This is a genomic window from Hyphomicrobium sp., assembly GCF_051860585.1.
Taxonomy (GTDB): domain Bacteria; phylum Pseudomonadota; class Alphaproteobacteria; order Rhizobiales; family Hyphomicrobiaceae; genus Hyphomicrobium_C.
Window position 1 is genome coordinate 14252 of record NZ_JBHYDS010000001.1, and the last position, 15390, is coordinate 29641.

Consider the following 15390-nt stretch of genomic DNA (forward strand, 5'->3'; position numbering starts at 1 on the left):
AGAGCGAACTTCGGAATCATAGGGGACACTAGAATCCTAGACTTGCTCGTGTGATTCACACCGAGAAATTCGCTCGGAACCTGGCTGCTTGATGTGGCGAATTTCTCGATCATCACACTAGGCCCTCTCTTGCCGCGGCGAGCACACCTGATTCTTCAGCCGTTTGCACTCCTGCACATTGGCCTGTGCACTCCTGCACATTGGCGTGTGTGCACTCCTGCACATGGCGCTTGGCGCCAGGTTGTACAACGGCCTTCGAAAAGCCGTCCGACTCGGGTTTTCACCCATGTCCACCGGGCCTCTTGACGGAACGGCGCAGGCGGCTTCACCTGCTCCCGCCGGCCGCCGGTCCGCTGTTCGACTACGTGATGAAAAGGCCGTCTGGTCATAGGGTTGTGGCGTGTCCGTTGGCGGCGCGCATCGACGAAAAGGAAGCGTCAGTGAAGATCGTCCGCACCGTTCAGGACTTGCGTGCGCAGATTTCGGAGTGGCGCGCCGCCGGCGAGAGCATCGCGCTGGTGCCGACAATGGGCGCATTGCACGCGGGCCACATCGCGCTCGTCGCCGCCGCGCTGACGGCGGCCGACCGCGTCGTCGTCTCGATCTTCGTCAATCCGAGCCAGTTCGCGCCGCACGAAGATCTGGCGCGCTACCCCCGGGACGAAGCGGGCGACGTGGGCAAGCTCGCCGGAGCCGGCGCGCATCTCGTGTGGGCGCCGTCGGTCGGCGACATGTATCCGGACGGCTATGCGACGCAGATTACCGTCGGCGGCGCGGCGCTGCCGCTCGAAGGCGCGTTCCGGCCGCACCATTTCGGCGGCGTCGCGACGGTCGTGTGCAAGCTGATCTCGGCGGTGACACCCAATCTCGCGCTGTTCGGAGAGAAGGATTTCCAGCAGCTCGCCGTCATCCGCCAGATGGTGCGGGACCTCAACCTGCCGGTGGTGATCGGCGGCATGGACACCGTGCGGGAGGAGGACGGACTCGCGCTGTCGTCGCGCAACGCCTACCTCACCGAAGACGAGCGGTACGTCGCGCCGATGCTGCATAAGGCGATCCTGCAGGTCGCCCAGGGGCGCGATCCGCGCGAGGCTGCGCAGGCGCTGCTCGCGGCCGGGTTTTCCAAGATCGACTACATCGAGGTGCGCGACGCGGAGACGTTCGCGCCGTTCGTACCCGGCTCGGGCCGCCCCGGCCGCGTGCTCGCCGCCGTTTGGCTCGGCAAGACGCGCCTGATCGACAACGTGGGGTGCTGAGGGGCCGGGCGTTCAGCTGCTTTTCACTTAACCAACTGATATATTTGAATTTATCATACAAATTGACTTGCGTCACGTTTTGTATGATAATTCATTTAATTTCATGAGGTTATGCGATGGCGCCGCCTGAACTTTCCCTCGATCAACGCCGCCAACTCATTGACGTTCAGCAACGGTTCGAAGCGTGGCGGGTTGCCGACAAAGCGTTCCGAGAAAGCAACAAGGGCTCGATGACGTGGAAGCGCGTCAACGGCAAAGAATACCTGTACCGCATCGTCAACCGCTACACCCAGAAGTCTCTTGGGCCGAGAACGGCTGAAACTGAAAAATTGAAAGAAGACTACATGTCTTCCCGCACATCCCAGCGGGCGCGCGTCACTAAAATGCGCAAAGGCCTGGAGATGACGGCGCCGGTCAATCGGGCCATGGGGCTTGCACGAGTTCCAAGAACTGCCGCCAATGTGCTTCGCGCACTCGACGAAGACGGGCTGCTGGGAGACGGCCTTTTCGTCGTTGGAACGCATGCGCTCTATGCTTACGAAGCAAAGAGCGGCGTCATATTCGAGCCCGATTTGCTGGCGACGCGAGACCTGGATTTGCTAGCCGATGTCCGCAGCAGGCTCGTGCTTGCAATCGACGAAAAGAAGCGGTCGGGAATTCTTGCCAGTATCCGGAGAACCGACAAGAGCTTCGAAGTGCAAGGCGATCTATTCCGTGCGGTGAATGCAGACGGCTATTTCGTCGACCTCATTCGCCCGATGCTCAAGGACGAGGGAGCAGCCGGCGAGTATGAACTCGGCGGCCTCGTTCCTGTTGGAGTGGACGGACTCAAATGGCTCGTGAACGCGCCTCGTTTCGATGCGACCGTCATCGGCGAGGATGGTTTGCCGGTGTGGATGAGCTGCATCGATCCGCGCGCTTTTGCCTTGCACAAATATTGGGTTTCCACACGGGACAGCAGAGATCCGCTGAAGAAGCATCGCGATGCGGTCCAAGCGTCCGCCGTCGCAAGCGTGGCCCAGCTTCTCGGATTGAGGTTCGACACCAAGGAGCTGAGCTCACTGCCCGCCGATTTGGTTGCGAACTGGCGGAAGATCGTCAGACAGAGCTGACAGCCCTCTTCAATCGACCACGAACACACATCCGATTTGAGCTTTCTTAGGCTGGTGCGCGGCGGGTGGCGAGCCAGATGCCGGTGGCGATAAGCGCGACGCCGACGCCGTGATAGGCGTGCAGGGTCTCGCCCAACAGCAGCACGGCGAGGATCGTGCCGAAGACCGGCACGAGGTGGACGGCCATGCCGGCCGTATTGGCGCCGAGAAGCTCCACGAGGCGGTTGAACGCGAGATAGGCGAGGACCGACGCGAAAAACGCGACGTAGGCGACGGCGAGCACCGATGCCATCGAGACCGGCATCGGCCGGCCCAGCAGCGTTTCGGCGATGTAGAACGGCAAGAGCAGCGCTGCCCCGCCGGCGAAGCTCGCGAAGGCGAAGCTCAACCCGTGGACCGGCGGGCGGAGCCGCAGCAGCGTCGTGTAGAACGCGTAACTGACGACCGCCGCCAGCATCCAAAGGTCGCCGCGTTTGAACTGGAGCTGGGTCAGTACGGCCGGATCGCCATGGGAAATCAACGTCAGCGCGCCCGTCATCGAAATCGCGATGGCCGCCACCTGGGTGCGCGTCACCCTCTGGCCGAACATGAAGAACGAGGCGATGACGACGACGATCGGCATCGTCGTCTGCAGCATGACGAGGTTGAGCGCGGTGGTCGTCTGCGCGGCGACATAGAGCAGCGTGTTGAAGATCGCGATGCCGAGGGCCGTCAGCACCAGCATGATCGGCCAGTGCTGCCGCATGAGGGGCACGTCGCGGCGCAGATGCGGCCAGGCGAGCGGCAGGATCAACAGCGCGGCGGCCGTCCAGCGCCAGAAGGCGAGCCCGATCGGCGGCACGTCGCCCGCGATCGAGCGGGCCACGATCGAGTTTCCGGCCCAGAACAGGCCGGGCAGCAACACGAGGAACCGCGGTTCGTCGATCAGCGCGCGCAGCCCCGTGGAGCGGGACGCGGGCTCATTGGGCGAAGTTGTCATGCGTGGGTGCTCTAAACGGGAACCAAGCCAAGGCGCGAGGTGATACCAGACCCGGACGATCTCAGGTGCAGGGAACTGCCCCGTGGCGGCGTTTCGGCGCATGAAGCCGCTTCCGGAGGTGCAAATTGGCCCATGCCTGTGGCCGCTGTCGCACGCCGGCTTGCCAATCCACAGGCGGACGTGGCACGTCTCCCCTTAACGCTTTCTGTCGCAGATTCGGGCCCCGTGCTCGCCTTTGTCTCGCGTTACTGGCCCCGGGCCCTGCCCCTCCATCGAGACAAGGTGACGGCGCATGGCCCAATCAATCCGTGATCTTTTTTCGAGTCTGACAAGCAGCATGACCGACAAGACCCAACGCGTCCGCAAGACGAGCGACGCCTCCGACGCCTATACCGCCGCCGATATCGAGGTGCTGGAAGGCCTGGAGCCCGTGCGTCGCCGCCCCGGCATGTACATCGGCGGTACGGACGAGAAGTCGCTGCATCATCTGTTCGCGGAAGTGATCGACAACTCCATGGACGAGGCGGTCGCGGGGCATGCGACCTGGATCGACGTGCGGCTCGACGCGGACGGCTTCCTCTCGGTCGCCGACAACGGACGCGGCATTCCCGTCGATCCGCATCCCAAGTTCAAGAACAAGAGCGCGCTCGAAGTCATCATGTGCACGCTGCACTCGGGCGGCAAGTTCGACGGCAAGGCCTACAACACCTCGGGCGGCCTGCACGGCGTCGGCGTCTCGGTCGTCAACGCGCTCTCCGACACGTGCGAAGTCGAAGTGGCGCGCGGCCAGCAGCTCTATCGCATGGTGTTCTCGCGCGGCATCGCGCAGACGAAGCTGGAAAAACTCGGTTCGGTCATGAACCGGCGCGGCACGAAGGTGCGCTTCCATCCGGACGAGACCATCTTTGGCAAGGGCGCACATTTCAAGCCGGCGCGCCTGCTCAAGATGGCGCGCTCGAAGGCGTACCTGTTCGGCGGCGTCGAGATCCGCTGGAGCTGCGATCCGGCGCTGATCAAGGACGATACCCCTGCCGAAGCGGTTTTCCATTTCCCAGGCGGCCTCAAGGACTATCTCGCGTCCGAAATCGCCGGGCAGACGTACGTCACGAAGGATCTGTTCGCGGGCAAGGTCGAGCGCGAAGGCAATCACGGCTCCGTCGAGTGGGCGGTGGCGTGGGTCTCGGACGAGGACGGCTTCTGCCGGTCGTATTGCAACACCATTCCGACGGGCGAAGGCGGCACGCACGAGAACGGCTTCCGCTCTGCGCTTTCCAAGAGCCTGCGCGAGTTCGGCGAGCGCGTCGGCAACCGCAAGGCGGGCCAGATCACAGCCGAGGACGTGATGGGCACGGCGGCTGCGATGCTGTCCGTGTTCATCCGCGAGCCCGAATTCCAGGGCCAGACGAAGGACAAGCTCGCCACGCAGGAAGCCGCGCGGCTGGTCGAATCGGCCGTCAAGGACGCCTTCGATCATTGGCTGACGGACAGCCCGCAGCAGGCGACGCGCCTGCTCGAGTGGACGGTCGACCAGGCCGAGGAACGCCTCAAGCGGCGGCGCGAGAAGGAAGTCGGCCGCCAGTCGGCGACGCGCAAGCTCCGCCTTCCCGGCAAGCTCGCCGATTGCTCGATCCAGCAGGCCGCCGGGACCGAGATCTTCATCGTCGAGGGCGACAGCGCCGGCGGTTCGGCCAAGAGCGCGCGCGCGCGCGACACGCAGGCGATCCTGCCCTTGCGCGGCAAGATCCTCAACGTGGCCAACGCCTCGTCGGCCAAGCTTTCGCAGAACCAGCTGCTCTCCGACTTGATCCAGGCGCTCGGCGCGGGCACCGGCAGCAAGTATCGCGACGAGGATCTGCGCTACGAGCGCGTGATCATCATGACGGACGCCGACGTCGACGGCGCGCACATCGCGTCGCTGCTGATCACGTTCTTCTACCAGGAGATGCCGGAGCTGATCGAAAACGGGCATCTGTTCCTGGCCGTGCCGCCGCTCTTTCGCCTGACGTGGAAGGGCGATGTCGAATACGCCCGTGACGACGCCCACCGGGAGCGCCTGCTGGCGACGACGTTTGCCGGCAAGAAGCCCGACGTGACGCGCTTCAAGGGCCTCGGCGAAATGGATTTCAAGGATCTCAAGTCGACGACGATGGATCCCAAGAAGCGCCTGTTGCTCAAGGTCGAAATCGGCGACGGCGACCGCGCGGGCATCTCGGATGCCGTCAGCGCACTCATGGGGTCCAAGCCGGAAGCGCGCTTCCGCTTCATCCAGGACCGCGCCGCGTTCGCCAAGGATCTCGATATCTGATCCAGCGAATCACAAGCCGTCGGCGAAAATGCCGTAGATTCTTCTGAACTTTGTTATTTTTCCTTTTTAACCCCACATCCCCAATATTCGACTTTCTTACAAGTTTGTAAAATACAGGAATGCGACAAACGATATTTTTTTCGCAAAGTTTCTCATTGTCAGTTTAAGCACTTCACGGCTTAGCCGCTTAAATCCCACATCTTTTTCGCAAGCGAAGTGAAGCGTCCACATTTGCGGCAGTGCGCGCTCCTTCGATCATTGTCCTATATTTCTCTGTTGCGAATGATGCACACTCTAGTGATCAGCCCACCCCCGTCGGTAGACCGAGCCATGGAAGGCGCGTAAGACAGTGATGTCCATTTGCGGGATTGGGGACCAAAATGCAGAATATCGAAATGAGGTTATTGGCCAAACCTTTGTATCTTCAGGTTCGCGATGTTCTGGTAAATCGCATTTCCGGCGGCGATTGGAGGCCGGGAGCGTCATTGCCCAATGAAACGCTGCTTGCTCAGCAACTCGGCATAAGCATCGGCACCGTGCGAAAAGCCTTGGACATCATGGAGTCGGAGAGGATCGTTACACGCCGCCAAGGTCGCGGCACTTTTGTGAACGATTTTTCGCAACAACCTTTGTTTTTCTCGAATTTAGTCACACGAGGCGGCGAGCCATTGATTGGCCAAAAGCATTGCAAGTCGGTGTCCCACGGGGTTGCAAGCGAAGAGACAGCTTTTCAACTCGATATTGTGCCGAACGATGCGATCATTACCGTCAAGCGTGTTCGCTATCACGACAAGCGCTGCTACATGACCGAGACGTGCTCGTTGCCTAGTAAAAAATTCGCACATCTGCCAGAAAAACTTGGAGATTATCGCCTGTCCGAGCTTGCGCAGATGAACGGCATTATCGTGGGAGGCGCGGAAGAGTCCGTCTCTACGCAGCCCGCGAACGCCTCCGACGCCGGAGATCTCGGAATTGAACCGAATACGCCGGTGCTCGCTCTCGAACGAAAGATTTTTTCGGAACGCGGTGATGTATTGGAATGGCGCAGCGGGCGGGCGTTCCTCCGGCACGAGCGCTATGTTGTCCGCTTCGTATAATCGTTGTTGAATTGAATTACCGCCAGTGCAGTTGCTGGCGAGGTCTCGCTCACGATCCAAATATTATCCAACCGCATCGGTGATGACCGTGCGTGCGGAAAACTCCCGATTTCGTCTGTTGCTTTTTCAATTGTGGCATTGTTCCGGAACTACATCTCGCCCAAGTGCTCGAACGGTCCCTGCAGCTACCCTCACGACGGCGCCAAGCCGATGAGAACGTCAGTTGGCGGGTGGACGCGGTCCCGAGACTCGTTGCTAATGCGCTGCGGGCCGGGCGTATCGCCGTGCACTGCAGGACAGACCGGCGCGGGGGCTCTCCATGCGAGAGAAAGAGCTGCGCATTGCGCTCGTGTGCTTCGGCGGCGTCTCGCTCGCCGTCTACATGCATGGGATCAGCAAGGAAATTCTGAAATTGGTGCGCGCGTCGTCGGCGCTGCACAACATTTCCGACCGGCGCGCGCGCGCCGTGGCCACCTTCCCCGACAATACCCGCCTCCCCGCCTCCGAGACCGACACCGAGCGGATCTATTTCGAGCTGCTGCGCGAGATCGGCCGCGACCTCGACCTGCGCGTGATCATCGACATCATCGCGGGTGCATCCGCGGGCGGCATCAACGGGACAATGCTGGCGCGCGCGCTCAGCCACGATCTGCCGATCGATGGCCTCCGCGATCTGTGGCTCGACAACGCCGACGTCAACGTGCTGCTGGCGCGGGAAGCACGCGCCGGCCGCTGGAGCAAGTTGGCGCTGAGGCCGTTTTTCTGGGGCGCGGCGGCGACCGGCGTGATTCCCTCGATCAAGGACGTGGAGGTGCGGCGCAACCTGTCGCTGTTCATGCGGTCGCGCTGGTTCAAGCCGCCGCTCGACGGGCCCGGCATGTCGCGGCTGATGTACGACGCCATCGTCGCCATGGGCGAGCCGACGAAGCGCAGCGCCCTGCTGCCGTCCGGGCAGCGGCTGGACCTGTTCGTCACCCTCACCGACTACTACGGCCAGCTGCATCTGGTGCAGATCCACGATCCGCCGCTGATTCACGAGCGTGAGCATCGCCATGTGCTGCATTTCGGATACCGGCGCAGCCAGGGCGGGACGGTGGAAAGTGATTTCGACATCACGAATGCGCCCGCGCTCGCGTTCGCAGCGCGTGCCACGTCATCGTTTCCGGGCGTGTTTCCGCCGGCGCAGATCGCCGAAATGGACCAGCTCATCCGCGACATCGGCGTGACGTGGCCGGGACGACAGGAGTTTCTCGAGAAGAATTTTCCACGCTATCTCGATGCCAATCTCGACCCGACTTACGCCAGTTTCATCGACGGCAGCGTGCTCAACAATCGCCCGTTTCGCGAGGCAATCGCCGCCATTCACGGACGGCCCGCCTACCGGCAGGCGGAGCGGCGGCTGGTCTACATCGAGCCCAATCCGTCGATGCCCGCGAGCCGCGAACGGCTCGGCGTGCCAGGCTTCTTCTCGACCATTCGCGGGGCGATCTCGGATCTGCCGCGCGCGCAGCCCGTGACGGACGACCTCGGCTGGGTGATTGGCTTCAACGATCGGATGCGGGAACTGCGCGGCATCATCGAAGGCGCGCGTCCGCAGGTGACGCGCTACGTCAACCGGATCGTGCCAGCCGAACTCGACTGGTCGAACGCCACGGCTCAGATCAGCGTCTGGCGCGAGCAGATGAACGCGCAAGTGGCGCGTGAGGCGGGCTTTGCCTACGAGGGCTATGTGCGCCTCAAGCTCGCGTCAATCCTGCGCTTCGTCAGCCGCACGATCAGCGCCATGCTCGGCGTCGCGCCCGGCTCACCGATGGCGAACGCGGTCGCCGCCACCATCGAAGCGTGGGCGGTCCAAAGCGGCATCGTCTACGAGACCGCCGACACGCAGAGCCTGTACGGGGAAGGCGTTCCGGCCGCGCCGCTCAAGCCCTGGGCGGACTTCCTGCTCAAGTTCGATCTCGATTACCGGAAGCGGCGGCTGAATTTTCTTATCGAAGGGCAGAACGGGCTCTACCAGCGGCAAGCCGAGGGCGGATACGCGGGCCTCGAAGCGGCAACCGTCAATCATCTCAAGCGGGACTTCTACTCGTGCCTAGACACGCTCCGGAAGCGGCAGGACTGGCGCTGCTTCAGCATGGAGACGCACGCGCTGGTATCGGACATCTTTCCCGCCCCGCCCTCGCCGTCGGACGCGCGCAACCTGCAGGCGTCGGCCGGGATCTTCGTCACCAGCCACCACGAGCAGCTGACAGCGTTGGTCGACCGGCTGGCGGACGAGATCAATCTCACCACCAGTACGCGCGACGTGGACCTGCTGCTCGCCGCGATGGACACCAGCGAATGGCCGCACGAGGCGCGGCGCGACGTGCTCGTCAACTATCTCGGCTTTCCATACTGGGATCTGCTGACCTTCCCGGTCTCGATGACGCGTGAGCCGGGCGAGTTTCGCGAGATCCTGGTGGACCGCATCAGCCCGCTCGACGCGCGCACGCTGTCGAGCCTGCCGGGCGCGACGCTCAAGGGTACGGGGTTCGCCAACTTCGCGGGGTTTCTGTCGCGCGGCTATCGCGAGAACGACTATCTGCTCGGCCGGCTGCATGCGATCGACCGGCTGATCGACATCATCTGCGATGCGGCCGAGATCAGCCTAACATCGGACCGTATCGACATTCATGCTTTCAAGAAGAGGGCCTTTGCAGCGGTGCTGGACCGCGAGGAGGCGCATCTGACAGCTTGCGCCCCGCTCATCCAATCGGTGCGCAAGCTGATCCAGGCTCTTTGATCTCTCGAGACGCCGATCTCCAGAGACGTCGTGTCCTTCGGGAGAAGGTGGCCCGCCCAAAGACTTTGAACAACACGGGGAGTGTCGCCTTTGGGCGGGAAGTCCGTCGCGGCGCCAGCGGTCAGACCGGCGCCGCAACGAATGCGTGTGGACCTCAGGCGGCCTTCGCCGCGACCGCGGACGGAACAGCCGAAATCGTCTTCAGGATCTGCGACGCGATCTGGTAGGGGTCGCCCTGCGAGTTCGGGCGGCGATCCTCGAGATAGCCCTTGTAGCCGTTGTTCATGAAGCTGTGCGGCACGCGGATCGAAGCACCGCGATCGGCAACGCCGTAGCTGAACTTGTTCCAGGGAGCGGTCTCGTGCTTGCCGGTCAGACGCTTGTCGTTGTCCGGACCGTAGACGGCAATGTGCTCCATCAGGTTCTTGTCGAACTCGGCCATCAGGGCTTCGAAGTAGTCCTTGCCGCCGACTTCGCGCAGGTAGGTGGTGGAGAAGTTGGCGTGCATGCCGGAGCCGTTCCAGTCCGTGTCGCCCAGCGGCTTGCAGTGATATTCGATGTCGACGCCATACTTCTCGGTGAGGCGCTCCAACAGGTAGCGGGCCATCCACATTTCGTCAGCGGCCTTCTTGGAGCCCTTGCCGAAAATCTGGAATTCCCACTGGCCCTTCGCCACTTCGGCGTTGATGCCCTCGTGGTTGATGCCGGCGGCGAGGCAGAGGTCGAGATGCTCCTCTACGATCTGGCGCGCAACGTCGCCAACGTTCTTGTAGCCGACGCCCGTGTAGTAGGGGCCCTGCGGCGCGGGATAGCCCGCGGTCGGGAAGCCGAGTGGACGGCCGTCCTTATAGAAAAAGTACTCCTGTTCGAAGCCGAACCAGGCGCCGGCGTCGTCGAGGATGGTGGCGCGCTTGTTCGTCGAATGGGGCGTGACGCCGTCCGGCATCATGACTTCGCACATGACGAGAACGCCGTTCGTGCGCGCCGGGTCCGGATAGTGAGCGACCGGCTTGAGCACGCAGTCCGAGTTGCTGCCTTCAGCCTGCTTGGTCGAGCTGCCGTCGAAGCCCCAGAGCGGAAGATCCGTGAGATCCGGAAACGCGCTGAACTCCTTGATCAGCGTCTTGCCGCGCAAATTCGGCACCGGCGCATAGCCATCAAGCCAAATGTACTCAAGCTTGTACTTCGTCATAGAGAGCTCCTCGAGTTGATGACGTGAATGATGTGAAATCTCGCTGCGCGCGGCGGCCGCTTACGGAACAACGTGTGTGTCTGCTTGTCGGCGAGGCGGTGATGTTTGCAACGCGCGCCCGCTCCCTTGGCCATCTTCCCGTCTGCCGTCGCGGGAACTGAAGATGAGGCGGCCGCATTGAAGTCATCTGATTGCGCGGTGTCCGCGCCGCTCTGCATCCGAACTCCTCCGTAATTCCCGAAGAACCTGCACTAAAGGGAAGCAAGCCAATAAACGTGCCTAGCGAGCAGGCGAAAAAGACAGATCCAAAGTCGTTCCACCGCGCGAAAATGCTACTCAACTAAGCAGAAACATTCATGCCCATAGTTTATGCAAATGCTGATTTTTAATGAGCATTCTGTTCGAACATCAGGCAAAGTACGTCATATCGACGCTGCGATTTCCGCATTGTCCGGAACAGCAAGAGAGATGAACTCCGGCACAGCAAGAAAGAGACGACCAATGACTACTAGTCTTCATCGCGAGACCGCCAAGATCTACCAATTCCCCGCGGGCGGACGTGCGGCCGTTAAAAGCGGGCGCAAAGCACTCCACGCCACCGAAGCGCTTTCGCCGGCACGTCCGTCGAAAACCGTCTGCGGAGGCAGCTGGTATCATGAGGCGGCTATCGAAGAAGCCAACCCGGCCGACAAGCGGTAGCGCTACACGTTCGGTTTGATGTCTCTGGCCGCGTTGGGCCGGCCAGAGCTTGAAGGGACTGCCGATTTCCCAAGCGTCCGCAGGCTCCGTTTTCGGGGCCTTTTTTATTGGCCGAAAATCGACCAGCCCATTCGCTTCGTCAGCGCTTCGAGCGCGACCCGGCCGAGGTGCGAATTGCCGGCCGCGTCCAATCCCGGCGACCAGACCGCAATCGACGCTTTCCCAGGCGCTACAGCCAGGATGCCGCCGCCGACGCCGCTTTTTCCCGGCAAGCCAACCCGATACGCGAATTCTCCTGAGCCGTCGTAGTGCCCGCACGTCAGCATGATCGCGTTGATGCGGCGCGCACGCTCCGGCGGTACGACGGACATGCCGGTGTCCGGATTGCGCCCAAGGTGCGCGAGAAAACGTCCCGCGGTCGCGAGTTGCCGGCACGTCATGGCAATCGCGCAATGGTGGAAATAGACGCCGAGCGTGTAGTCGACCGGGTTATCCAGCACGCCGAAGGATTTCATGTAGTTCGCAAGCGCGCTGTTGCGAAAGCCGGTCCGCTGTTCGGACGCCGCTACCGCGTTGTCGATCGTGATCGAGGCGTCGTCGGCGAGAAACTGCATGAAACGCAGGATTTCACCCAGCGCCTCGCGCGGCTGATGGCCGGAGAGGATGAGATCCGTCACGGCGATGGCGCCGGCATTGATGAAAGGGTTGCGCGGGATGCCGCACTCGCGCTCGAGCTGGACGATGGAGTTGAACGGGCTGCCCGACGGCTCGCGGCCGACACGCCGCCATAGCCGGTCTCCGACCTTGCCGAGGGCGAGGGTCAGCGTGAAAACCTTGGAAATGCTCTGGATCGAAAACGGGACATCGCTGTCGCCGCCCGTTGCGATATTGCCATTGGCGTCGATGACGGCCATGCCGAAAGCTCCGGCGTCGACGCGGGCAAGCTCCGGAATGTAGCTCGCGACCTCGCCCCGATCGGTCCGCTGGCGCATCTCGTCGGCGATTTCTCTGACGACGGCCTTCAGGTTCGGGGCTTTGCGGTTGGGGCCATCGGGGTCTGGGGCGTCGCGGTTGGGCACAGCGTGGCTCTTCGTGTCGGGTTGCAGTTGGGAGGCGCGCTCAACGGCGTCGGCGCGCGGCCGTACTCATCGCAAAACTGGGTGAAGTCTAGTGGGGGGGCGACGACCGTTGCAATGCGGTTCGACGACCCGCATTGGCCGAGCGCCACCAACGCCCTCCGACGCTCCGTCGGCGGCCTACCCGTTGCGGCGCTTTCTGGCCCAGTAGATCGCGAACACGGCGATCCAGAAGAGCAGCGCGGCAACGTCCATCAAGGTGGACAGCTCTCGCAGGCCGCGATGCCAAGGTTGATCCGGCGGGCCAACGAACGTGAGCACGCTCGCAACGGCACCGATGGCCAGGCACAGGCCCACTCCAACCCAAGCAATCTTGATCGCGCGCCGCGTCATGGTTCCCTCGCCCCTCGCGAGCTCATCGTCCGGCATGATAGCACGCCGCTGGCCGGGACGGAATTTCAAGCGCGCGGCCGCCCCCCGCTTCTTTGGAGTACAAAAAACTCGGAATATCATCGCGACGTAGGAAAGTTCAGCTAAGTTCCGGCATTCCGTATTGGGAGCAAATTCACCCCCGATAGCCGATGTACCCGCCTTGCGCCGCGCCGCCGCCTCAGTTTCGCCGGGACAGATCCACACATACATCCGGAAACACGAGGGCTCAAGGTCGAGGTGCCGCCATGTCCGATTTCGCATCCTCCGCCGGGCGCGTCGCGCGCTCGCCGGCGTTCAAGTTCTTCCTGATCTCGTTCCTGATCCTGCTGCTGCTCATTCCGCTCCTGATCGTGTCCGGTCTCGTTGCCGAGCGCGAAGGGCGCTCCCGTGAGGTCGAGCGCGACGTGGCGCGCACCTGGGGCGGAGCCCAGCAGCTGACCGGTCCGTTCGTCGTCGTGCCCTACATGGTGCGGATCGAGACAAAGGACGGCGACAAGATCATCGCGCAGACGCAAGAACGGCGCGCCGTGTTTCTACCCGAGGACCTGACGATCTCCGGCACGGGCGCCTCGAAGGTGTTGCATCGCTCGATCTTCGACATCAACGTCTACACGGCGACGCTCGCCGTTTCGGGACGCTTTGCAGCGCCCGACATGAGCGAGATCGATCCGAATGCCGTATCCGTGCGGTGGCGCGACGCCATCCTGGTGCTCGCGCTCAGCGACGTGGCCGGCTTGAAGGAAGCCGCGACCGTGACCATCAACGGACGCGAGCAGCTGCCGTTCGCCCCCAGCCTCGGCGTGCCCGGCGCGTACATGAGCGGCATGCACGCCAAGCTTTCCGGCGCGCCGTCCGTGGTCGAGGGCGAAGCGGCCCTGAAAGACTTCTCGTTCCATGCGGACCTCATCTTCACCGGATCGGGGTCGCTGACGGTCGCTCCGGCCGGGCGCGAGACGCGTTTCGAGCTGACGTCCGACTGGGCGCATCCGAGCTTCACCGGCGCGTTCCTGCCGACCGACCGCACGGTCACGGAACAGGGCTTCTCGGCCAAATGGCGCGTTCCGCATCTTGCGCGCAGCGTGCCGCATGCCTGGGCGCTCGCCGACGGCGGCTTCGAGCGGTTTTCGCAACATCAGTTCGGCGTGACGTTCTATCAGCCGCTCGATTTCTACGATCTCGTCACGCGGGCGCTGAAATACGGCATCCTGTTTCTTGCGGTCGGGTTCATGGGCGTGTTCATGCTCGAGCTGCTGTCCGACAAGCGGGTGCACTCGGTGCAGTATCTTTTTGTCGGCCTGGCGATGGTGTTCTTCTACGTGCTGCTGCTGTCGCTGGCCGAGCACATCGGTTTCACGCCAGCGTACATTGCCGCCTCCGTGGCGACCGGCGGCATGCTCTCGATCTATGTGAGCCGCGCACTCGAAAGCGCGCGCAGCGGATTGATGATGGCCGCGCTGTTCGCGCTTCTCTACGGCTTCCTCTATCTCATCCTGCAACTGGAGGATTACGCCCTGCTCGCCGGCGCCGGCCTCGGCTTCGTGGCTCTGACGGCGGTGATGTTTGCGACGCTCAAGATCGACTGGTCGGGCTTCGGCGCAAGCTCGATTCGCAGGCACGCGAGCGATGCACCTTCGGGCAATTGAGCAGCCTTCGTGCTATGAGACTCGTGCTGGCAACACGCGATTCGCAATCGTAGGGAGACGAGAGCGACCGGCCTGCAATTTCCAAGATCGGAGCATCGGCGTGCCGCCAGCTTGGAGACGACGCAGGGAGACTTGAAATGAATATCAAAGCACTCGGAGCCGAATTTATCGGCACATTCATGCTGACTGCTTCCGTACTTGGCGCAGCATTCTACTCTTTCGGCGCACCCTCGGGCGCGGCGGGTATTGTCGGTGTTGCATTGTCGATCGGCATTACGGTCATGGTGCTGGCGCGCTCGATCGGACATATCTCGGGCGGACATTACAATCCCGCCGTGACGCTGGGCCTCGTGGCCGGCGGCCGTTTCCCGGCCGGCGATGCCCTGCCCTACATCGTGGCGCAGTGCCTCGGCGCGATCGCGGCCACCGGCGTGTTCGCGCTGATCGGCCACGCGCCGCCGACATTCGCGGCCAACGGATATGGCACGCTGTCGATGCTCAACGCGAGCCTTACGAGCGTGTTCATCATCGAAGCGCTGCTGACGGCGTTCTTCCTGATCGTCATCATGGGCGCCACGCGTCCGAATGCGACGGCCGGTTTCGCGCCGCTCGCGATCGGCTTCACGCTGACCGCCATCCATCTGATGTCGATCCCGATCTCCAACACATCGGTCAATCCCGCCCGCAGCCTCGGGCCGGCGATCTTTGCCGGTGGTGAGGCGCTAACCCAAGTCTGGGTGTTTTTCGCCGCGCCGATCCTCGGTGCGGTCGTCGGCGCGCTCATTTACAAATGGCTCGACGAATAGCCGCGAGGTTA

At 62.6% G+C, this 15390-nt stretch carries 12 protein-coding genes; 8 read left to right on the forward strand and 4 right to left on the reverse strand.

Annotated elements, in window-relative coordinates; translation table 11 throughout:
- The first annotated feature begins 440 nt into the window (after positions 1–440).
- Positions 441–1256: a pantoate--beta-alanine ligase gene (gene panC, locus ACTIFK_RS00060; RefSeq protein WP_439540995.1), complete on the forward strand. Its 816-nt coding sequence runs from the start codon at positions 441–443 to the stop codon at positions 1254–1256.
- Between the two features lie 116 nt (positions 1257–1372).
- On the forward strand, positions 1373–2368 hold the full coding sequence (locus tag ACTIFK_RS00065; protein ID WP_439540996.1) for a GSU2403 family nucleotidyltransferase fold protein: 996 nt from the start codon (positions 1373–1375) through the stop codon (positions 2366–2368).
- 46 nt (positions 2369–2414) lie between these two features.
- Here the strand turns inward: ACTIFK_RS00065 and ACTIFK_RS00070 are convergent, their stop codons facing one another.
- The gene (locus tag ACTIFK_RS00070; protein WP_439540997.1) at positions 2415–3347 is read right to left on the reverse strand and encodes a DMT family transporter; all 933 of its coding nucleotides are present in this window, start codon (positions 3345–3347) and stop codon (positions 2415–2417) included.
- A gap of 292 nt (positions 3348–3639) precedes the next feature.
- Between ACTIFK_RS00070 and parE the strand changes: the two genes are divergently transcribed.
- From parE to ACTIFK_RS00085, 3 genes are all read left to right on the forward strand, one after another.
- Positions 3640–5652, forward strand: coding sequence for a DNA topoisomerase IV subunit B (parE, locus tag ACTIFK_RS00075; protein ID WP_439540998.1), 2013 nt, complete (start codon positions 3640–3642; stop codon positions 5650–5652).
- Between the two features lie 380 nt (positions 5653–6032).
- On the forward strand, positions 6033–6749 hold the full coding sequence (locus ACTIFK_RS00080) for a GntR family transcriptional regulator (protein ID WP_439540999.1): 717 nt from the start codon (positions 6033–6035) through the stop codon (positions 6747–6749).
- 319 nt (positions 6750–7068) lie between these two features.
- The gene (locus ACTIFK_RS00085; protein ID WP_439541000.1) at positions 7069–9531 is read left to right on the forward strand and encodes a patatin-like protein; all 2463 of its coding nucleotides are present in this window, start codon (positions 7069–7071) and stop codon (positions 9529–9531) included.
- A 154-nt stretch (positions 9532–9685) separates the two neighbouring features.
- On the opposite strand, the gene ACTIFK_RS00090 is transcribed toward ACTIFK_RS00085, so the two are convergent.
- Entirely contained in the window at positions 9686–10723 is a 1038-nt protein-coding gene (locus ACTIFK_RS00090; RefSeq protein WP_439541001.1) for a glutamine synthetase beta-grasp domain-containing protein, read from the reverse strand.
- A gap of 501 nt (positions 10724–11224) precedes the next feature.
- On the opposite strand from ACTIFK_RS00090, the gene ACTIFK_RS00095 reads away from it, so the two are divergent.
- Positions 11225–11422, forward strand: coding sequence for a DUF2735 domain-containing protein (locus tag ACTIFK_RS00095; RefSeq protein WP_439541002.1), 198 nt, complete (start codon positions 11225–11227; stop codon positions 11420–11422).
- A gap of 104 nt (positions 11423–11526) precedes the next feature.
- On the opposite strand, the gene ACTIFK_RS00100 is transcribed toward ACTIFK_RS00095, so the two are convergent.
- Both ACTIFK_RS00100 and ACTIFK_RS00105 read right to left on the reverse strand, forming a co-directional pair.
- Positions 11527–12501, reverse strand: coding sequence for a glutaminase (locus tag ACTIFK_RS00100; RefSeq protein WP_439541003.1), 975 nt, complete (start codon positions 12499–12501; stop codon positions 11527–11529).
- A 177-nt stretch (positions 12502–12678) separates the two neighbouring features.
- Positions 12679–13140: a hypothetical protein gene (locus tag ACTIFK_RS00105; RefSeq protein ID WP_439541004.1), complete on the reverse strand. Its 462-nt coding sequence runs from the start codon at positions 13138–13140 to the stop codon at positions 12679–12681.
- A gap of 35 nt (positions 13141–13175) precedes the next feature.
- Between ACTIFK_RS00105 and creD the strand changes: the two genes are divergently transcribed.
- Positions 13176–14573: a cell envelope integrity protein CreD gene (gene creD, locus ACTIFK_RS00110; RefSeq protein ID WP_439541005.1), complete on the forward strand. Its 1398-nt coding sequence runs from the start codon at positions 13176–13178 to the stop codon at positions 14571–14573.
- A gap of 137 nt (positions 14574–14710) precedes the next feature.
- Positions 14711–15379: an aquaporin gene (locus ACTIFK_RS00115; RefSeq protein ID WP_439541006.1), complete on the forward strand. Its 669-nt coding sequence runs from the start codon at positions 14711–14713 to the stop codon at positions 15377–15379.
- Positions 15380–15390 lie beyond the last annotated feature (11 nt).

Bases quoted from the DNA above. Each gene is read 5' to 3' on its own strand.
- creD (WP_439541005.1), top strand. From the start codon at position 13,176: ATGTCCGATTTCGCATCCTCCGCCGGGCGCGTCGCGCGCTCGCCGGCG.
- ACTIFK_RS00115 (WP_439541006.1), top strand. From the start codon at position 14,711: ATGAATATCAAAGCACTCGGAGCCGAATTTATCGGCACATTCATGCTG.
- ACTIFK_RS00095 (WP_439541002.1), top strand. From the start codon at position 11,225: ATGACTACTAGTCTTCATCGCGAGACCGCCAAGATCTACCAATTCCCC.
- ACTIFK_RS00105 (WP_439541004.1), bottom strand. From the start codon at position 13,140: ATGTATGTGTGGATCTGTCCCGGCGAAACTGAGGCGGCGGCGCGGCGC.
- ACTIFK_RS00090 (WP_439541001.1), bottom strand. From the start codon at position 10,723: ATGACGAAGTACAAGCTTGAGTACATTTGGCTTGATGGCTATGCGCCG.
- ACTIFK_RS00065 (WP_439540996.1), top strand. From the start codon at position 1,373: ATGGCGCCGCCTGAACTTTCCCTCGATCAACGCCGCCAACTCATTGAC.
- ACTIFK_RS00085 (WP_439541000.1), top strand. From the start codon at position 7,069: ATGCGAGAGAAAGAGCTGCGCATTGCGCTCGTGTGCTTCGGCGGCGTC.
- ACTIFK_RS00070 (WP_439540997.1), bottom strand. From the start codon at position 3,347: ATGACAACTTCGCCCAATGAGCCCGCGTCCCGCTCCACGGGGCTGCGC.
- parE (WP_439540998.1), top strand. From the start codon at position 3,640: ATGGCCCAATCAATCCGTGATCTTTTTTCGAGTCTGACAAGCAGCATG.
- ACTIFK_RS00080 (WP_439540999.1), top strand. From the start codon at position 6,033: ATGCAGAATATCGAAATGAGGTTATTGGCCAAACCTTTGTATCTTCAG.